Source organism: Oerskovia turbata, from assembly GCF_000718325.1.
In the GTDB taxonomy this organism is placed as follows: domain Bacteria; phylum Actinomycetota; class Actinomycetes; order Actinomycetales; family Cellulomonadaceae; genus Oerskovia; species Oerskovia turbata.
Map to the genome: position 1 here is coordinate 72,316 of NZ_JOFV01000002.1, position 18,925 is coordinate 91,240.

General features: G+C 71.9%; 16 protein-coding genes. 6 read left to right on the plus strand and 10 right to left on the minus strand.

What is annotated here, in order from left to right:
* Positions 1-86 precede the first annotated feature (86 nt).
* Both IE95_RS0101855 and glgB read left to right on the plus strand, forming a co-directional pair.
* A complete protein-coding gene (locus IE95_RS0101855; RefSeq protein WP_051702640.1) occupies positions 87-2,834 on the plus strand; it encodes a glycoside hydrolase family 2 protein in 2,748 nt (915 codons plus the stop codon).
* 72 nt (positions 2,835-2,906) lie between these two features.
* On the plus strand, positions 2,907-5,201 hold the full coding sequence (gene glgB / locus IE95_RS0101860; RefSeq protein ID WP_030149926.1) for a 1,4-alpha-glucan branching protein GlgB: 2,295 nt from the start codon (positions 2,907-2,909) through the stop codon (positions 5,199-5,201).
* A gap of 87 nt (positions 5,202-5,288) precedes the next feature.
* Here the strand turns inward: glgB and IE95_RS0101865 are convergent, their stop codons facing one another.
* The 3 genes from IE95_RS0101865 to IE95_RS0101875 all read right to left on the minus strand — a co-directional run bounded on the left by IE95_RS0101865 (position 5,289) and on the right by IE95_RS0101875 (position 8,602).
* Positions 5,289-6,236, minus strand: coding sequence for a tetratricopeptide repeat protein (locus IE95_RS0101865; protein WP_030149927.1), 948 nt, complete (start codon positions 6,234-6,236; stop codon positions 5,289-5,291).
* Positions 6,237-6,347: 111 nt separating this feature from the next.
* Positions 6,348-7,367: a DUF8094 domain-containing protein gene (locus IE95_RS0101870; RefSeq protein ID WP_051702595.1), complete on the minus strand. Its 1,020-nt coding sequence runs from the start codon at positions 7,365-7,367 to the stop codon at positions 6,348-6,350.
* On the minus strand, positions 7,364-8,602 hold the full coding sequence (locus IE95_RS0101875) for a hypothetical protein (RefSeq protein WP_030149929.1): 1,239 nt from the start codon (positions 8,600-8,602) through the stop codon (positions 7,364-7,366). The genes IE95_RS0101870 and IE95_RS0101875 overlap by 4 nt, the downstream gene beginning before the upstream one ends.
* Positions 8,603-8,863: 261 nt before the next feature.
* Here IE95_RS0101875 and IE95_RS0101880 point away from each other — a divergent pair, with 261 nt between their 5' ends.
* Positions 8,864-10,261 (plus strand): coiled-coil domain-containing protein, encoded by a 1,398-nt coding sequence (locus tag IE95_RS0101880; RefSeq protein WP_051702596.1) that lies wholly within the window; start codon positions 8,864-8,866, stop codon positions 10,259-10,261.
* Positions 10,262-10,265: 4 nt separating this feature from the next.
* Complete coding sequence (locus IE95_RS0101885) at positions 10,266-10,805, plus strand: hypothetical protein (RefSeq protein WP_248700174.1); 540 nt, start codon at positions 10,266-10,268, stop codon at positions 10,803-10,805.
* A 33-nt stretch (positions 10,806-10,838) separates the two neighbouring features.
* Here the strand turns inward: IE95_RS0101885 and IE95_RS0101890 are convergent, their stop codons facing one another.
* The 3 genes from IE95_RS0101890 to IE95_RS0101900 all read right to left on the minus strand — a co-directional run bounded on the left by IE95_RS0101890 (position 10,839) and on the right by IE95_RS0101900 (position 12,919).
* Entirely contained in the window at positions 10,839-11,633 is a 795-nt protein-coding gene (locus IE95_RS0101890) for an alpha/beta fold hydrolase (protein ID WP_036570522.1), read from the minus strand.
* A complete protein-coding gene (locus IE95_RS0101895; RefSeq protein ID WP_240666296.1) occupies positions 11,630-12,547 on the minus strand; it encodes an alpha/beta hydrolase in 918 nt (305 codons plus the stop codon). The genes IE95_RS0101890 and IE95_RS0101895 overlap by 4 nt, the downstream gene beginning before the upstream one ends.
* 72 nt (positions 12,548-12,619) lie before the next feature.
* On the minus strand, positions 12,620-12,919 hold the full coding sequence (locus IE95_RS0101900; protein WP_030149934.1) for a hypothetical protein: 300 nt from the start codon (positions 12,917-12,919) through the stop codon (positions 12,620-12,622).
* Positions 12,920-13,064: 145 nt separating this feature from the next.
* Here IE95_RS0101900 and IE95_RS0101905 point away from each other — a divergent pair, with 145 nt between their 5' ends.
* Both IE95_RS0101905 and IE95_RS0101910 read left to right on the plus strand, forming a co-directional pair.
* Complete coding sequence (locus IE95_RS0101905) at positions 13,065-14,027, plus strand: FKBP-type peptidyl-prolyl cis-trans isomerase (RefSeq protein WP_030149935.1); 963 nt, start codon at positions 13,065-13,067, stop codon at positions 14,025-14,027.
* A gap of 130 nt (positions 14,028-14,157) precedes the next feature.
* Complete coding sequence (locus IE95_RS0101910; RefSeq protein WP_030149936.1) at positions 14,158-14,652, plus strand: phosphoribosyltransferase; 495 nt, start codon at positions 14,158-14,160, stop codon at positions 14,650-14,652.
* Between the two features lie 138 nt (positions 14,653-14,790).
* On the opposite strand, the gene nrdF is transcribed toward IE95_RS0101910, so the two are convergent.
* The 4 genes from nrdF to nrdH all read right to left on the minus strand — a co-directional run bounded on the left by nrdF (position 14,791) and on the right by nrdH (position 18,785).
* Positions 14,791-15,771: a class 1b ribonucleoside-diphosphate reductase subunit beta gene (gene nrdF, locus IE95_RS0101915; RefSeq protein WP_030149937.1), complete on the minus strand. Its 981-nt coding sequence runs from the start codon at positions 15,769-15,771 to the stop codon at positions 14,791-14,793.
* A gap of 173 nt (positions 15,772-15,944) precedes the next feature.
* The gene (gene nrdE / locus IE95_RS0101920) at positions 15,945-18,104 is read right to left on the minus strand and encodes a class 1b ribonucleoside-diphosphate reductase subunit alpha (protein ID WP_377679149.1); all 2,160 of its coding nucleotides are present in this window, start codon (positions 18,102-18,104) and stop codon (positions 15,945-15,947) included.
* Positions 18,074-18,505: a class Ib ribonucleoside-diphosphate reductase assembly flavoprotein NrdI gene (gene nrdI / locus IE95_RS0101925; RefSeq protein ID WP_030149939.1), complete on the minus strand. Its 432-nt coding sequence runs from the start codon at positions 18,503-18,505 to the stop codon at positions 18,074-18,076. The genes nrdE and nrdI overlap by 31 nt, the downstream gene beginning before the upstream one ends.
* A 37-nt stretch (positions 18,506-18,542) precedes the next feature.
* Positions 18,543-18,785 (minus strand): glutaredoxin-like protein NrdH, encoded by a 243-nt coding sequence (gene nrdH / locus IE95_RS0101930; protein ID WP_030149940.1) that lies wholly within the window; start codon positions 18,783-18,785, stop codon positions 18,543-18,545.
* Between the last annotated feature and the right edge of the window lie 140 nt (positions 18,786-18,925).

Sequence of the window (18,925 nt, forward strand, 5' to 3'; positions counted from 1 at the left end):
TGCCGCGGTTCGACGACGACCCCTCACCTCTCTGGAGCTTCCCCGTGACTTCGGCCCCGGCCTCTGCAGACCTCGCGCACTCGACGATGACAGCGCTGACATCCCCGCCCGCCCAGACCCCGGGCACCGCCACCGCCGCGCGGGGCCTGACCCGCCGCGAGCTGCACGCAGGCTGGACCGTGCGCGCCGTCGCGGGCCCCGTCCCGGCGCACCTCGCCGACCAGGTGCACGCGCCCGTGCCCGCGACCGTGCCCGGCACGGTCCACACCGACCTCCTCGCGGCCGGGATCGTCCCCGACCCGTACCTCGACGACAACGAGCACGTCCTCGCGTGGATCGGCCGCTGCGACTGGGAGTACCGCACCACGTTCGAGTGGGCCCCCGACGGCCACGAGCGCCACGACCTCGTCGCCGACGGCCTCGACACCGTCGCGGCCGTGACCCTCAACGGCCACCTGCTCGCCGAGACCGCGAACCAGCACCGCACCTACCGCCTGCCCGTCGACGAGCACCTGCGCCCCGGCACCAACGAGCTCGTCGTGCGCTTCTCCTCGCCGCTCGCGTACGCCGCCGCCCAGAACGTGGCCATGGGCTACCGCCCCCACACCAACCCCCACCCGTTCAACGCGATCCGCAAGATGGCGTGCAGCTTCGGCTGGGACTGGGGCCTGGAGACCGCGGCGTCGGGCATCTGGCGCCCCCTCACGCTCGAGGCGTGGTCCGGGGCGCGGCTCGCGGCCGTGCGGCCCGTGGCGTCGGTCGCCGGAGACCCGGCGGCCTCGGCCTCCCCCGACGCCCCCGTCCGCGGCCGCCTCACGGTCCACGTCGACGTCGAGCGCTCCCCCGGCGCCGACGGCCCGTTCGACGTCGCGGTCCACGTCGACGGCCTCGTCACGACCGCGTCCGTCCCCGCCGGGGAGACCTCCACGGTCATCGACGTCGACCTCCCGGAGGTCCGCCGCTGGTGGCCCCGCGGGTTCGGCGAGCACCCGCTCTACGAGGTCGCGGTCGAGCTCCTCGCCGACCCCGGCGCGACGCCCGGGGAGACCGAGGCGACCGAGACGCACCAGCCGCGCGCCGCCGTCGGACCGCTCGACGTGCGACGCCACCGCGTGGGCTTCCGCACCGTGCGCCTCGACATGCTCGCCGACGAGCACGACGGCGAGCCCGGCACGTCGTTCGTGATCGTCGTCAACGACCAGCCCGTGTTCGTGCGCGGCGCCAACTGGATCCCCGACGACGCGTTCCCCCACCGCGTGACTCGCGAGCGGTACGCCGCGCGCATCGCCCAGGCCGAGCAGGCGAACGTCAACCTCCTGCGGGTCTGGGGCGGCGGGATCTACGAGGCCGACGACTTCTACGACCTGTGCGACGAGCGCGGCATCCTCACGTGGCAGGACTTCCTCTTCGCGTGCTCGACGTACGCCGAGGAGGAACCGCTGCGCAGCGAGGTCGAGGCCGAGGCGCGCGACAACGTGACCCGCCTGGCCTCGCACCCGAGCCTCGTGCTGTGGAACGGCAACAACGAGAACCTGTGGGGCTTCCACGACTGGGACTGGCAGCCGCGCCTCCAGGGCCGCACGTGGGGCCTGGGGTACTACACCGAGCTGCTGCCGCGCATCGTGGCCGAGCTCGACCCGGGGCGCCCGTACACCCCGGGCAGCCCGTGGTCGGGCACGGTCGACCTGCACCCCAACCTCGACGCGCACGGCTCGGTGCACGTCTGGGACGCGTGGAACCGCCAGGGCTACGACGTGTACCGCGACCACGTCGCGCGCTTCGTCGCCGAGTTCGGCTGGCAGGGCCCGCCCACGTGGTCGACGCTGCGCGACGCCCTGTCCGACGACCCGCTCACGCCCGAGTCCCCCGGGATGCTCGTGCACCAGAAGGCCGCGCAGGGCAACGACAAGCTGACCGACGGCCTGCTCCCCCACTTCCCGCTGCCCGACGACATGGACGACTGGCACTGGGCCATGTCCCTCAACCAGGCGAATGCCATGACGGTCGGGATCGAGCACCTGCGCTCCTGGAGCCCGCGCTGCGCGGGCGCGATCGTGTGGCAGCTCAACGACTGCTGGCCCGTCACGTCGTGGGCCGCGGTCGACGGCGCGGGCCGCGCCAAGCCCACCCTGTTCGCGCTCGCCCACGCGTACCGCGACCGCCTGGTCACGATCCAGCCCCGCAGGCCCGACGGCGGCGCCCCCGTCCCCGGCGGCCCCTCGGCGCTCGCGGTGGTCGTCGTCAACGACTCGCCCGACCCGTGGAGCGGGACGCTCGTCCAGCGGCGCGTGCGCTACGACGGGACGGTCCTCGCGGAGGCGAGCACCGCCGTCGGGCTGGCGCCGCGCGAGACGCGCACGCTCCTGCTGCCGGGCGACATCTCGACGGCCGGGAGCCCAGCCGACGAGCTGGTCGTCGCGACCCTGGGCGACGAGCGCGGGCTGTGGTTCTTCGCGGAGCCGCGCGACAGCGCGCTGGCCGAGGGCGGGCTGGACGTCGCGGTGCGGGAGGTCGCCTCCGACGTCCTGGCGCCGTCGCCCGTGCCGGGCTCGATCCGCACGCCCGCCGCACCCGGCGGCACCGCAGGAGGCCGCCGGTACGAGGTCGCCGCGACGGCCCGGACGCTCGTGCGCGACCTGGCCCTGCTGGCCGACAAGGCCCACCCGGACGCGACCGTCGACGACCAGCTCGTCACGCTCCTGCCCGGTGAGTCCGCGACGTTCACCGTGACCTCGCCCGCGCCGCTCGACCCCGGCACGCTGACCGGGCGTCGGGTGCTGCGCACCGCGAACCAGCCCGTGGTGGGACCGGCGACGCCGGGTGGGAGCCGATGAGCGCCGGGTGAGCGCACGCCCGTGCGGCGCGGGGAGTACGCACGCACCCCGGGGACGTGGAAAGGTTGGGCCATGACCGGGTCATCGACACCTCCGAGCAGCTCCCTCCCACCGCTTCCCGTGGTGCCGGCCGATCCGGGCACGCTCGCGGCCGTCGCCCAGGGCAGGGCGGCCGGTCCGCACGCGGTGCTCGGCCCGCACCTGACCGCGGTGACCCTCCCGGGCGGGCGGACCGGGGGTGCCGCCACGGTGCGCGTCCTGCGTCCCCTCGCGGACGACGTCACGATCGTGACCCTCGACGGCGAGTTCGCCGCGACGCACGAGCAGGACGGGATCTGGGTCGCGGTCGTGCCCGCGGCCGTCGACGAGCCCTCGCCCGGCACGTCGGCCCCGCCCGTGCTGCACGCACCCGACTACCGGGTCCGCGCGCGCTACGGCGAGACCACGACCCTCCAGGACGACCCCTACCGGTTCCTGCCGACCCTCGGGGAGATGGACCAGCACCTGATCCGCGAGGGGCGCCACGAGGAGCTGTGGACCGTCCTGGGTGCCAACCCGAAGGTCTACCCGAGCGTCCTCGGCGAGCCCGGGTCGGCCGGGACCACGAGCGGCACGGCGTTCGCGGTCTGGGCGCCCAACGCCCGCGCGGTACGGGTCATCGGCGACTTCAACCACTGGCAGGGCAGCACGCACGCCATGCGGTCGCTCGGCGACACGGGGGTGTGGGAGCTGTTCGTGCCCGGCATCGGGCCCGGGACGCTCTACAAGTACGAGATCCTCACGGCCGGGGGCGCCTGGCTCCAGAAGGCCGACCCCCTCGCCAAGGGCACGCAGGTGCCGCCCGCCAACGCGAGCGTCGTCGTCGCGTCCGGGCACGAGTGGACCGACGACGCCTGGCTCGCCGAGCGCGCCGCCCGCGACCCGCACGCGGGCCCCGTGAGCGTCTACGAGGTGCACCTGGGCTCGTGGCGCCAGGGCCTGAGCTACCGCGAGCTCGCCGACCAGCTCACGGCCTACGTCCTGGAGACCGGGTTCACGCACGTCGAGCTCATGCCCGTGGCCGAGCACCCCTACGGCGGCTCGTGGGGCTACCAGGTCACGAGCTACTACGCCCCCACCGCACGGTTCGGGCACCCCGACGACTTCCGGTACCTCGTCGATGCCCTGCACCGCGCCGGGATCGGCGTGATCCTCGACTGGGTCCCGGCCCACTTCCCCAAGGACGAGTGGGCGCTCGCACGCTTCGACGGGACGCCGCTCTACGAGCACCCCGACCCCCTGCGCGGCGAGCAGCCCGACTGGGGCACCTACGTGTTCGACTTCGGCCGCAACGAGGTGCGCAACTTCCTCGTCGCCAACGCGACGTACTGGTTCGAGGAGTTCCACGTCGACGCCCTGCGCGTCGACGCCGTGGCCTCGATGCTCTACCTCGACTACTCGCGCGGCCCCGGCCAGTGGCACCCCAACGTCCACGGCGGGCGCGAGAACCTCGAGGCCATCGCGTTCCTCCAGGAGACCAACGCGACCGCCTACCGGCGCACCCCGGGCGTCATGATGATCGCCGAGGAGTCCACGGCCTGGCCCGGCGTCACGCGCCCCACGGACGCGGGCGGCCTCGGGTTCGGGCTCAAGTGGAACATGGGCTGGATGAACGACTCGCTGCGCTACGTCGCCGAGGAGCCCATCAACCGGCGCTACCACCACCACGAGATCACGTTCTCGATGGTCTACGCGTACTCCGAGCAGTTCGTCCTGCCCATCAGCCACGACGAGGTCGTGCACGGCAAGGGGTCGCTGTACGGCAAGATGCCGGGCGACGACTGGCGCAAGCGCGCGGGGGTCCGGTCCTTCCTGGCCTTCCAGTGGTCGCACCCCGGCAAGCAGCTGCTGTTCATGGGGTGCGAGATCGCCCAGCACACCGAGTGGAACGAGGCCGCGAGCCTCGACTGGGCCGGCCTCGGCGACCCGGGCAGGGCGGGCGTGCAGCGCCAGGTGCGGGACCTCAACGAGCTCTACCGGCGCACGCCCGCGCTGTGGGCGCTCGACCACGACCCCGCGGGCTTCGAGTGGCTCGACGCCGAGGACGCGGACCACAACGTCGTCGCGTACCTGCGGCGCGACGCCGCAGGGAACCAGGTCGCGGTCGTCGTGAACTTCGCGGGCACCCCGCACGAGGACTACCGGCTCGCGCTGCCCCAGGGCGGCGCGTGGCGCGAGGTCCTCAACACCGACGCGGAGGTCTACGGGGGCTCCGGGGTCGGGAACCTGGGCGAGGTCCACGCCGAGTCGCGCCCGTGGAAGGGGCGGGCGCACTCCGTCGCGCTGCGCGTCCCGCCGCTCGGTGCGCTGTACCTGGAGCCGGTCTGACGCCGAGCGCCCCGCGGCGGCATCGACGACGGCGGCCGGTCACCTCGTGCGAGGTGGCCGGCCGCCGTCGTGCGTGGTTCGCGGGTGTCAGTACAGGTTGATCGCCAGGAGCTGGCGCGCCTTGCCGACCCGGGGGTCGGCGGGGCCGAGGATCTCGAAGTAGTCGACGAGCCGACGGCGCAGCGTCTCCTTGTCCTCGGCGCTCGACCCTGGCAGCAGGTCGAGCAGGCGCCCGAACGCGTCCTCGATCTTGCCCCCGAGGACGTCCAGGTCGGCGACGTCGAGCTGCGCCTGGAGATCGGTGGGCCGGGACGCCGCGGCGTCGCGCGTGGCCTGCAGGTCGAGGTCGCGCGTGCGGCGCAGCAACCCGACCTGTGCGAGGCCCGCCGTCGCGAGGTGGTCGCGCGGGTCCTGCTTGACGGCCTTCTCGTACGCCGCGACGGCCGCGTCGAAGTCGTCGCGCTCGATCGCGTCGTACGCCTCCTGGTGCAGCGGCGGAAGCTCGGGCTCGGGGACCGGGGACTCCGCAGCCTCGGCCGCGGGGGCTGCTCCCTGAGCCGGCGCGCGGCCCGTGACACCGTTGCCCTCGGCGATCTGCAGCACCTGCTGCAGGACCGCACGGACCTGGTCGCCTGCGGCGGCACCCTGGAACAGCGGGACCGGCTGGCCGCCGACGATCGCGACGACCGTCGGGACGCTCTCGACCTGGAAGGCGGCCGCGATCTGCGGGTACGTCTGCGCGTCGACCCGGCCCAGGAGGAAGCGCCCGGCGAACTCCTCGGCGATCGCACCGAGCTCGGTGCCGAGCTGGGCGTTCGCCTGGTCCGTCGGGATCCAGAGCAGGACCACGACGGGGTACTGCGCCGAGTCCTGCACGAGCTGCGGGAACGACTCCTCGGTCACGTCGACGACGTAGCCGCCGGCCTCGGGCGCACCACCGGGAGCGCCGGGCGGAGGGGCCGTCGGACGGTTCAGGGACGACAGGTCGACGGCACCACGCACGTCGAAGTTCGGCTGCTGGCTCGGTTGGCTCATGGCTACATCCTATGAAGAAACCGGCCGTGTGCCGCGCGTCCGACGACGGGCGGCACACGGCCGGGACACGGGTGGCGGATCACCCGGGACGGGGCGGATCCCCCGAGGAGGTCAGGAGGTCGCGACGGATGTCGCGACGTTCTCCATGCCGAGCACCTGGACGCCGGTCGTGGCACCCGCGGGCGGGATGTACATCGCGACCATCGTCGTGTACCCGACGTTGAGCTTGTTCGTCGGCTCGCTCGCCCCGAACAGCGCCTTCTCGGTGTCCGACCCGGGGGCGATCTTGCCGCCCTCCTCGATCGTGCGCGTCTCGAGAGCGGTCAGCCCGGCCATGACCATCGCCCCGCCGTCGGCCGTGCGCACCGCGCGCGCCTGGTCGGGGGTCGGGGTGAACGTCATGGTCAACGACCCCTCTGCCTTGCTCAGCTCGGCCATCTGCACGGTCGCGTTGTTCGCGACCCACGCCCGCAGGGGGTCGTCGGCGAACGACCCGGCATACGCGGAGCCCGCCCCGAGCGTCAGGACGTCCGCGTACTGCGCCACGGCGTCCGCGGGGGTCACGAGGAGCGACGGGTCGTCCATCGGGACGGACTCGCTGCCCACCGCCGGACCCGCGAACGCGGGCAGGGTCGCGCTCGGGAACAGCCGCACCCAGGCCCACAGCTTGTACGGGTCGCGGGCCGCCGTCTGCTCGTACGCGAGCAGCCGCGGGGACTGGAGGTCCTCGGGCTGGACGGTCACGGCGTAGGCCTGACGGGGCCAGGTGTCCGTCGTCGTGATGATGTCCTGCTGGACGTCGGTCGGCAGGACCGTGACGAGGTTCTGGTCGCCTCTCACCGCGGCGACCGCGAGCTGGCTCGTCCGGAGCGAGAGCGCCGGACCGGCGAGGCGGTTGGCGAGCGGGGCGGGGTCGTTGGCCGCGGCCGCCTCCTCGAGCGAGGTGCCGACCGCGGTGCGCACCTCGGCCATCTGGTCGGTCGTGAGGGCGGGGACCGCCTCGCTGGGCGTCGGGTCCGGGTCTGCCGTGGGCACGGGCGAGGTGCAGCCTGCGAGCAGGATCGCCCCTGCGACGACACCTGCCACGGCGGCCGTGCAGGTCACGGAGCGGCGGGGGGTGCGCTTGCTCATCGGTCTCCTCCGGTCGTGTCGGGGGTCTGGGTCTGGTCGTCGCCCGAGGTGGGCGGGGCGGCCTTCGTCTGGCCGAAGCCCCACGCCTGCCGCCAGGCGTCGGCCCGGGCGGCCGAGCCACCGTCGGTGCCGGCCTGCGGATCGGCCGTCGGGGCGGGCACGACGGGCTGGGCCGCGGTCGCGTTCTTCTGCCGGCCTGGCACGACCGGGATCTGCCCGGTCAGCCACCGGTTGCGGGGGCGCTGTGCGCGCGCCTCCTCCTGGGCCGCGGTCTCGGCCTCGGCACGCTGCCTCTCGGCCCGCTCCCGCAGCTCCCGCCGGGTCAGCGTGGCGGTCGAGCCGGTCTGCGGCGAGGGCTCCCGCGGGGTGGTCCCTCGCGTGTCGCCGGACGCAGGGTCGGTCGGTGCGGGCGTGACCGCCGGGGCGGCGGCACCCTGCTTCGTGGCGGGCGCGCCCTCGGCCCTGCCCTTCGGGTCGCCCTTCGAGGCCTTGCCGGACGTGCCGGACGTGCCGGACGTGCTCTTCGCGTTGCGCTTCGAGGGCTTGCCGCGCTTCTTGCCGCCCATGAACGAGATCACGGCGATCGCAAGCCCTGCCAGCAGGAGCAGCGTGCCGCCGGCGATCCCCGGCCACTGCCAGGGCGTCGAGACGTCCCTGGTCCAGGTAAGGGTCACGACCGGGGTGGCGGGGTCCTCGCCCGTCCCGGCGGCGAGCAGGCTCCAGCGGCCCGGCCGGTCGGACCACCGCAGGCTGACCTCGCCTGCGCCCGCCGACTCGGCGAACCACATGTCGGAACCGGCCGGGTCCACGCCGGCGGCCGGTGCCGGAGCGGCCTCGTCCGTCGTGGCGTCGCCCTCTGCGGGGGTCTCGCCCTCGGCCGGGGTCTCCTCCTGCGCAGGTGGTGCGGCGACCGACCTGGTCGAGAGCGTGTCCCAGTCCGTGAGTCCGGTGACGACCGTGTGGGCGTCCGTGCCGACCCATCCCTCGACGTCGACCTCGCGGCCGATCACGAGCGTGACGGGCGCCTCGTCCGAGGTCTTCGCCGTGACGGTCACGTCACCCGCGACCATGTCGAGGACGCCAGGCTCGGAGACGACGACGGGCGAGGAGCCGTCGGCGGGGGTCGAGGCGACCACCGTCTCGCTCTCGCGCCAGACCGTCGCCGAGGCGACCCCCGTGCCGATCCCCACCAGGCCGAGCACGATCAGGCCGGCGGCCAGGATTCGTTGAAGCACCGAGTTTTCCCTTCGTCATGGACAATCCACAATAGAGGCGAACGAGCGCCGGATTCGAAAGTTCGCCGGATGGCGACGATCGCCGCAGACTCTTCACGAACTCCTCGCGACACCCTGACGGTACCCATTCCGGGTATTCAGGACACAGCCGGGCCACGTATCCTGGTGGACGATCCACAGGTCGGGCTGCCGGTGACGCGCCGGCACTCATCCCCCGACACCCATGCTGGCGTGGACCAGCCCAAGGCGGAAGGTCGACCCGTGTCCGACGAACGCACACTGTTCCCCATCACCATGCGCGGATACGACCGCATCATGGTGGAAGGCCAGCTGGCCAAGCTCGAGAAGGACCTCGAGGAGTCCCGACACCGAGCGGAGGCCGCTGACGCGCGGGCCGCACAGCTCACGTCGGACCTCCAGGACGCCCAGCGCCAGCTGCGCGAGACGGACCGTCCGTCGTACGCGGGTCTGGGGTCGCGCATCGAGCAGCTCCTCCGCTCGGCCGAGGAGCAGTCCGCCGACATCCTGGCGCAGGCCAACGCGCAGGCGGTCGACATCATGTCGCGCGCCAAGGTCGCGGGCGGGCAGATCCGTTCGCGCGCCGAGAACGAGGTCGCCGAGCTCCTGTCGAACGCCCGCCGCGAGGCCGAGGAGATCCGGTCGACCGCCGCCGCGGAGACCGAGAGCACGCTGGTCGGTGCTCAGCGCCGTGCCGAGGAGTTCGTGGGTTCGGCCGAGCGCGAGGCCGCCCGCATCCAGAGCGCGCTGAACACCGAGGAGAGCGAGCGCCGCTCGAGCCTCGAGCGCGAGCTCGGCACGCTGCGCGCCCAGACCGAGCGCGAGACGACCGAGCTGCGCGTCGCGACCGAGCGCGAGACCGCGGAGCTCCGAGCCCGTGTCTCTGCCGAGACCGCCGCGATGCGTGAGGCCGCCGAGCGCGAGACGACCGAGCTGCGCGAGACGACTCGCCGCGAGGCCGAGCGCCAGGTCGCCGAGGCCAAGCGTGCCGCGTCCGAGGCCGCGAACGCCGTGACGTCGGAGATGGAGGAGCTGCGCGAGAAGGCGCGGACCGCCCTCGCCGAGGCCGAGCTCGACATCGCCCGCCGCCGCGAGGAGGCCGAGCTGGAGAGCGCACAGCGCCACCAGGTCGCCAAGGAGGAGACCGAGAAGCTCGTCGCGACCGCCGAGGCGCACGCCTCGGACGCCGAGGCCCGCGTGGTCGCCGCGCTCGAGCAGGCCGAGAAGGTCCGCACCGAGTCCGACGAGTACGTCAAGGAGGTCATCGCGACCGCGCGCCACAACGCGGACCGCGTGGTCGCCGAGGCTCGCGAGTTCGCCGAGCAGACGGTCGGGGACGCCAAGGCGGAGGCCGAGCAGCAGCGTGCTGCCGCTCAGCGCCAGCTCGAGGACCTCACGCGCCAGCACGAGTCGATCAACACGTACCTCGACGAGCTGCGCGGGCTCCTGGGCGACAGCGACGCGGGGGCCGCGAAGGCCAAGGCCGGCGCTCCCGCCGCGATCGCGGGCACGCCCGCACAGCGCGCTCGCGCGGCCAACCTCATGACCGCCGAGTTCCCGCAGGTCGAGGCCGCGGAGCAGGAGGACGGTTCGGCACGCACGGCCGACGAGCCCGAGGCTCCGGCCCGGACCAAGGGCTGACGAGGTGTCGACCGACGGCGACGGCACGGGACGCACGACTCCCGGGTCGTCGCCGTCGCCGCGTCCGGAGGTGCCGGCAAGCGCGCACGGCGGCCCCGGCGCGCCGTCCGCCCCCGGCACCGACCTGCCCGACGACGTCGCCGCCTGGCGTGCCCGGCGCACCGAGGCCGCGGCGCACCAGGCGGCCGAGCTCGAGCGTCGCCGCGCGCAGGAGTCCGCGGAGGCGGCGGTCCTGCTGCGCGAGTTCGTCGCCGAGGCCGGGCACCGCGGCATCGCGCCCGTGCCGCTGCAGGCCCGGTCCTACGCGGGCGACGCGACGTACCGGACCCGCACGCTCGGCTGGTACCTGCGCAAGAACCGGACGCTCGCGGTCGGCACGGACGGAGCGTTCTACGTCCTGAGCGTCCCTGGCGGCCTCTCGGCCCGGCTGCGCGGCGCCGTCCTCACCCCCTCGGACCCGCCGCTCGTGCTCGGCAAGGGCGGCCGTGACGGCGAGTCGATCTCGCTCGCCGACGCCGTCGCGCTGGTCCTCGAGCGCGGCTGACCCACGCCGCCTGTGGGGCCGGTGGGGCCGGCGTCACCCCTTGGCGGTCGCCCAGAGGTCGCCGAGCGCGTTCGCGACCGCAGCCGGCTCCTCGACCGCGCTCATGTGGCCGGCGGACTGCACCAGGACGAGCGAGGTGCCGCGTGCGGCCGCGACCATGTGCTCGGCCGCCTCGACGGGCGTCAGGGTGTCCTCCTCGCCCACGACCACGGTGACCGGACCCGCGAAGCGGGCCAGGACCTCGGTGCGGTCCGGGCGGGCGGCCATGGCGCGCTGGGCCCACGCGACGCCGTCGGGCCGCTGGGAACGGATCCACTCCTCGAGGCGGGCCGTCAGCGCGGGGCGCGCGACCTTGCTCGTCGCCCCGAGGAGCGCACCCGGCATGCCGAGCACGGCGTCGACCGTGGCGCTGCTCGCCACGGCCTCGGCGATGCGCAGGCGGTTGGCCCGCGCCTCGTCGGTATCGGCGGTGGACTTGGTGTCCACGAGGCCCAGGGCGACGGTGAAGTCGGGGTGCCGCTCGGCGGCCGCGAGCGCCACGTAGCCGCCCATCGACATCCCGACGACGACCGCGCGCTCGACCCCCGCGGCACGTGCCGCGGCGACCACGCCGTCCGCCGCAGCCTCGATCGAGGCGGGCTCGGCGCCGAGCGGGCTCTGGCCCGCGCCGGGAAGGTCCACCGCGAGGACCGTGGCGCCGTTCGGCAGGGCGGCCGCGACGTCGAGCCACATGCGGTGGTCGAACGGGAAGCCGTGCACGAGCAGCACGGGCAGCCCGTGGCCGTGGCGCAGCGTGTGGAGGGCGAGGCGTCGGTCGATCGTGGTCATGGTTCCTGTCCCGTCGTCGATGGCTGGACGTGCGTGCGGCTCGCGTCGTAGGAGGCCTGGTCGGTGGCCTCGGTGTCGGTCCCGGTCTCGGTCGCCGCGTCCCACGTCGTGGGCAGCGGCCCGGGGAACCCGGGCAGGACGTGCGCGACGATCTCGTCGAGCACGCGCCGGACCGACGGTTCCCCGACCCACAGGTGCTTGGCGCCCTCGACCGCGATGACCTCTGCCTGGGGCACGCGCGCGAACCGGCGGCGTGCCTCGTCGGGGCGCAGGTAGTCGTCGAGCTCAGGGACGAGCACCACGAGCGGCTTGCCGAACGCCGCCCAGCGGTCCAGGTCGTCGTCGGTCGCGCGGTGCAGGGGCGGGGAGAGCAGGATCGCGCCCTCGATGCCCGGGTCGGTGCCGTGCTTGAGCGCGAGCTCGGTCCCGAACGACCACCCGACGAGCCACCGGTTCGGCAGGTCGTGGAACTCTGCCCACTCGATGGCCGCGGCGACGTCGAAGCGCTCGGCCTCGCCACCGTCGAACGCACCCTCGCTCGTGCCGCGCGGCGAGGCGGTGCCGCGCGTGTTGAAGCGCAGCACCGCGAGGTCCGCGAGCGCGGGCAGGCGCCACGCGGCCTTGCGGTAGACGTGGGAGTCCATGTAGCCGCCGTGCGTGGGCAGCGGGTGCAGCGTGATCAGCGTGCCCGACGGCGCAGCGTGCGCCGGGAGCGCGAGCTCGCCCACGAGGGTCAGGCCGTCCGCGGTGTGCAGCTCGACGTCCTCGCGGCGGGCCGGCAGCACCGTGAGCGAACGGATCGGGGCACCGTGCTCGGCGGGCCTGCCCTCGGGGGCCGTGGGCACCGTGGGCGGCTCCTGCGGTGCGGGCTCGTCGGGGTGGTCGGTCGCTGGGGCGGGACGGTGCGCGTTCATCACGACCGAGCCTAGCCGTCGGTTCGTCCCGACGACGGTTCGGTGACGTGCGGGGCTGTGCCGTGCGACGCGTCAGCGCCGGCGTTCGCGGGCCGACCAGCAGCCCGAGTGCCAGTGCCGACGGTCCTCGAGCGCGGACTCCGCACCGAACAGCGAGTCCTTGGCCCAGGCCACGACGTGGCTCGTGCCCGCCGGGATGGTCTGCCGGCACCCCGGGCACACGTAGGACTTGTCTCCCGAACGCACCGTGCGGACCGACCACTCGCCGTCGGCCCCCAACTCCGAGCGCAGCCCGCCCAGGGCACGGCCCAGGTCGAGCGGGGCGGGTTCTGCCCCCCGGGGGCGGCGACGGGAGGGACGCTTCGACGGCATCCGTCCATTGTCCCCGCTCGGCGTACGAAGCGCCCCTCCCAGCGGCCTCCCAGAGAGTGCCGCTAGAGTTACCTGGCCTGCAACCCGTGCTCGGCGACGTGCTCGCCACCGGTCGTGCGCGGACACCCCCGAACGAAGGATCCCTGTGAAGCTCCGTACCTCCCGCGGCCTCGTCGCGATCGCCCTGGGGACCGCCCTGGTCCTCTCCGGCTGCGCGAGCGGCAACGACGGCGGCGCCAGCCCGTCGCCCTCCGACGCCGCCGCCACCGACATCCCGACGCCTTCCGCAGAGGACATCGCGGCGCTCGAGGCCGTCACGGTCACCGGAGACGCGGGCGCCGAGCCCACCGTGGAGTTCACGACGCCGTTCACGGTCTCGGCGGCGACCGCGCGGTCGATCGACGAGGGCGACGGTGACCCCATCGCCAAGGGTCAGCAGATCTCGATGCAGTCCGCGGCCTTCCTGGGGACCGACGGCAGCAAGGCCATGTCGACGTGGGACACGAACAGCCCCGAGCAGCTCGTCCTGGACGACAACCTGTACCCGCAGCTCCTCGACGTCCTCGTCGGCAAGAAGGTCGGGACGCGCTTCCTCTTCGCCGCTCCCATGAACGACGGTTCGGGCACGCTCGTGACCGTCGCCGAGGTCGTCGAGACCAAGGACGTACCGGACCCGGCCGACGTGCCGACCCGCGCCGAGGGTGAGGCCGTGACCCCGGCCGACGGGCTCCCCGTCGTCACGCTCGACGACAAGGGCAAGCCGAGCATCGCCGTCCCCGAGGGGTACACGGCACCGACCGAGCTCGTCGTCCAGCCCCTCATCAAGGGCACCGGCCCGGAGGTGACCGCCGACCAGACGATCATCGCGAACTACACCGGCTGGAAGCTCGACGGCACGCAGTTCGACTCCTCGTGGGACCGCGGCACGCCGGCCACCTTCCCGCTGAACGGCGTGGTCGCCGGCTGGACGCAGGGGCTCACGGGCCAGACGGTCGGCAGCCAGGTGCTGCTCGTCATCCCGCCGTCGCTCGGCTACGGCGCTGCTGAGGGCCACGAGCTGCAGAACGAGACCCTCGTCTTCGTCGTGGACATCCTCGCGGCGTACTGAGTCTCCCCGAGCCTCACCGAAGGGCCGTCTCCCGTTCGCGGGGGGCGGCCCTTCTCGTGTGCTGGACCGTGCCGTCCTGCGCTCGGCCCTCGGCGGGCCGACCCCCAGGTGCAGCACCTAGGCTCTGCCCATGAGCACAGAGCGCGAGGTCATGACGTGGGAGCTGTTCGGCACCGCGTCCAGGCAGCTGGCCGAGCAGGTGGTGGCCGGCGGCTTCCTGCCCGACGTCGTCGTCGCGATCGCCCGCGGCGGCCTCCTGCCCGGTGGCGCCGTGGCGTACGCGCTGGGGACCAAGGGCGTGGGGACGCTCAACGTCGAGTTCTACACGGACATCGGCCAGACGCTCGCCGACCCGCGCGTCCTGCCCCCGCTCATGGACACGTCCGAGCTCCCGGGGTCGAAGGTCCTCGTGGTCGACGACGTCGCGGACTCGGGCCGCACCCTCGCCCTGGTCATGGGCATGCTCGCCGAGCACGGCACCGAGGCCCGCTCCGCAGTGCTGTACACCAAGCCGCGCACGATCATCCAGCCGGACTTCTCCTGGAAGGAGACCGACCTGTGGATCACGTTCCCGTGGTCGGCCGAGCCTCCGGTCGAGGGCGCGGGGTCGAGGCCGAACGACTGACGCGCCCCGCAAGCACGACGACGCCCCGCCGCTCCGTCGAGGAGCAGCGGGGCGTCGGTCGTTCGAGGGGTGCCGTGCCGGTTGCCGGGTCAGCGCGGGCTCACGCGAGCGCGGACCGGACGGGCACGGTCGCCGGGATCAGAAGTCCCAGTCGTCGTCCTCGGTGTTCACGGCCTTGCCGATCACGTAGGACGAGCCCGAGCCGGAGAAGAAGTCGTGGTTCTCGTCGGCGTTCGGGGACAGCGCGGACAGGATCGCCGGGTTGACGTCGGTCTCGTCCTTGGGGAACAGCGCCTCGTAGCCCAGGTTCATGAGGGCCTTGTTGGCGTTGTAGCGCAGGAACTTCTTGACGTCCTCGGTCAGGCCGACGCCGTCGTAGAGGTCGGCGGTGTACTGGACCTCGTTCTCGTAGAGCTCGAAGAGGAGCTCGTACGTGTAGGCCTTCATCTCGTCGCGCTCCTCGGGGCTGAGCTTCTCGAGCCCCTTCTGGAACTTGTAGCCGATGTAGTACCCGTGCACGGCCTCGTCGCGGATGATGAGGCGGATCAGGTCAGCGGTGTTCGTGAGCTTCGCCCGGCTCGACCAGTACATCGGGAGGTAGAAGCCCGAGTAGAAGAGGAAGGACTCGAGGAGCGTGCTCGCGACCTTGCGCTTGAGCGGCGAGTCGCCCTTGTAGTACTCCATGACGATCTCGGCCTTGCGCTGGAGGTTGGGGTTCTCCTCCGACCAGCGGAACGCTTCGTCGATCTCGCGCGTCGAGCACAGCGTCGAGAAGATCGACGAGTAGCTCTTGGCGTGCACGGACTCCATGAAGGCGATGTTGGTGTACACGGCCTCCTCGTGCGGGGTGATCGCATCCGGGATGAGCGACACGGCGCCCACGGTGCCCTGGATGGTGTCCAGGAGCGTGAGGCCGGTGAAGACGCGCATGGTGAGCGTCTTCTCCTCCTCGGTGAGCGTGGCCCAGCTCTGGATGTCGTTCGAGACCGGGACCTTCTCGGGGAGCCAGAAGTTCCCGACGAGCCGGTCCCAGACCTCGGCGTCCTTGTCGTCCTCGAGACGGTTCCAGTTGATCGCAGACACGCGATCGATGAGCTTCAGCTTGCCAGTGGGTGACATGTCGTTCTTCTTCTTTCTCAGCACGGTGCCAGCGACGAGACGAGAGGTCCTGCGGGCGGCGGGAACGGGAGGGGCGCCGGTCGTGGTCGGGCCTGGCGGGGGCCGCGAGGCACGAGCGGCCCGGGAAGACCGGCGCCCCTCCCGTGGACGTCGCCCTCAGGCGACGAGGACGATCACAGCATGCAGGAGACGCAACCCTCCACCTCGGTGCCCTCGAGCGCGAGCTGGCGCAGGCGGATGTAGTACAGCGTCTTGATGCCCTTGCGCCAGGCGTAGATCTGCGCGCGGTTGACGTCGCGCGTGGTCGCGGTGTCCTTGAAGAACAGCGTGAGGCTCAGCCCCTGGTCCACGTGCTGCGTCGCCGCGGCGTACGTGTCGATGATCTTCTCGTAGCCGATCTCGTACGCGTCCTGGTAGTACTCCAGGTTGTCGTTCGTCAGGTAGGGCGCCGGGTAGTAGACGCGCCCGATCTTGCCCTCCTTGCGGATCTCGATCTTCGAGGCGACCGGGTGGATCGACGACGTCGAGTTGTTGATGTAGGAGATCGAACCGGTCGGCGGGACGGCCTGGAGGTTCTGGTTGTAGATGCCGTGCTCCTTGACGGACGCGGCGAGCGCCTTCCAGTCCTCCTGCGTGGGGATGTGCACGCCGGCGGTCTCGAACAGCTCCTTGACGCGCGGCGTCGCGGGCTCCCACACCTGGGTCGTGTACTTCTCGAAGTACTCGCCCGAGGCGTACGTCGAGTCCTCGAACCCGCCGAACGCGCGGCCCCGCTCGATCGCGAGGCGGTTGCTCGCGGCGATCGCGTGGTAGGCCACGGTGTAGAAGTAGATGTTCGTGAAGTCGATGCCCTCTTCGGAGCCGTAGAAGACGCGCTCGCGAGCGAGGTAGCCGTGCAGGTTCATCTGCCCGAGGCCGATCGCGTGACCCGACTCGTTGGCGCGCTTGATCGACGGGACGGACTCGATGCTCGTCTGGTCGGACACGGCCGTCAGGGCGCGGATCGCGGTGTCGATGGTCTTGGCGAAGTCGGGCGAGTCCATCGTCTTGGCGATGTTGAGCGAGCCCAGGTTGCACGAGATGTCGCGGCCGACGTGGTCGTACGACAGGTCCTCGTTGTACGTCGAGGGCGTCGAGACCTGGAGGATCTCGGAGCACAGGTTCGAGTGGGTGATACGACCCTTGATGGGGTTCGCCTTGTTCACCGTGTCCTCGAACATGACGTACGGGTAGCCGGACTCGAACTGGAGCTCGGCGAGGGTCTGGAAGAACTCGCGCGCCTTGATCTTGGTCTTGCGGATGCGCGCGTCGTCGACCATCTCGTCGTACTTCTCGGAGACCGAGATGTCGGCGAAGGGCTTGCCGTAGACGCGCTCGACGTCGTACGGCGAGAAGAGGTACATGTCCTCGTTCTTCTTCGCCAGGTCGAACGTGATGTCGGGGATGACGACGCCCAGGGACAGCGTCTTGATGCGGATCTTCTCGTCGGCGTTCTCACGCTTGGTGTCGAGGAACCGCATGATGTCGGGGTGGTGCGCGTGCAGGTAGACGGCACCGGCGCCCTGGCGGGCCCCGAGCTGGTTCGCGTAGGAGAAGGAGTCCTCGAGGAGCTTCATCACGGGGATGACGCCCGAGGACTGGTTCTCGATGTGCTTGATCGGGGCGCCGTGCTCACGGATGTTGCTCAGGAGCAGGGCGACGCCGCCGCCGCGCTTGGAGAGCTGCAGCGCGGAGTTGATGCCGCGCGCGATGGACTCCATGTTGTCCTCGATGCGCAGCAGGAAGCAGGACACGGGCTCGCCGCGCTGCGCCTTGCCGATGTTGAGGAACGTCGGGGTCGCGGGCTGGAATCGGCCTGCGACGATCTCCTCGACGATGTCGAGCGCGGTCTGCTCGTTGCCGTCGGCGAGGCCGAGCGCGACCATGGACACGCGGTCCTCGAAGCGCTCGAGGTAGCGCTTGCCGTCGAACGTCTTGAGCGTGTACGAGGTGTAGTACTTGAACGCGCCGAGGAACGTGTCGAAGCGGAACTTCTTGGAGTACGCGAACTCGAAGAGCGACTTGACGAAGGCGCGGTCGTACTTGGCGAGGACCGCGGGATCGTAGTACTTGTTCTCGACCAGGTAGTCGAGCTTCTCCTCGAGGCTGTGGAAGAAGACGGTGTTCTGGTTGACGTGCTGGAGGAAGTACTGGCGCGCGGCCTGGCGGTCCTTGTCGAACTGGATCTCGCCGTCGGGGCCGTACAAGTTGAGCATCGCGTTGAGTGCGTGGTAGTCGAGCTCGACTCCCGCAGCCACCGTGCTCACGCTGGAATCCGTGACTGTCGTTGCCAAAATCGTCCCAATCCGTCGCGGACGCGCTCGACGTCCTCGGCTGTTCCAAGAAGCTCGAAGGCGTACAGGTAGGGCACCTGGCACTTCGAGGAGATGATGTCGCCGGCGATGCAGTAGGCAGCGCCGAAGTTGGTGTTGCCCGCGGCGATCACGCCGCGGATCAACGACCGGTTGTGTGCGTCGTTCAAGAACTTGACGACCTGGCGGGGCACTGCCCCGCCCTCGTTGCCGCCGCCGTACGTCGGGATCATCAGGACGTACGGCTCGTCGACCCGCAGGAACTCGTCCTTGGGTCGCAGCGGGATGCGATGGACCGACTGGCCGCGGTCCTCGAGGCCCAGCCTCTGGACGAACCGGTGGGTGGTGTCCGAGACGCTGGAGAAGTAGACGAGCGATCCCATGTCACACCTCGCAGCGGGGACCGGAGGGACGAGCTGCTCAGGCGACGGGAGCGACCTTTGCCGCGAGTGCGTTGATCTGGTCGGGGCGGAAGCCCGACCAGTGGTCGTCGCCCGCGATGACGACGGGTGCCTGCAGGTAGCCGAGGCCGCGGACAAGCTCGAGCGCCTCGGCGTCCTGGCTGATGTCCACGACCGAGTACTCGATGCCCTTCTTGTCGAGGGCGCGGTAGGTCGCGTCGCACTGAACGCAAGCCGGCTTGCTGTAGACCGTGATGCTCATCTGGTCAGTCTCCTCGTGTAGGGGATCGGTCTTCCACGGGTCCCGGGTCGACTCCGCGAAGGGTCCTGACCTCGAAGAACACTGGTGGAACTACGATCGTGTGATGTGTCCGAGGAGGTGGTGCGCTCCCTGGTGCTGAC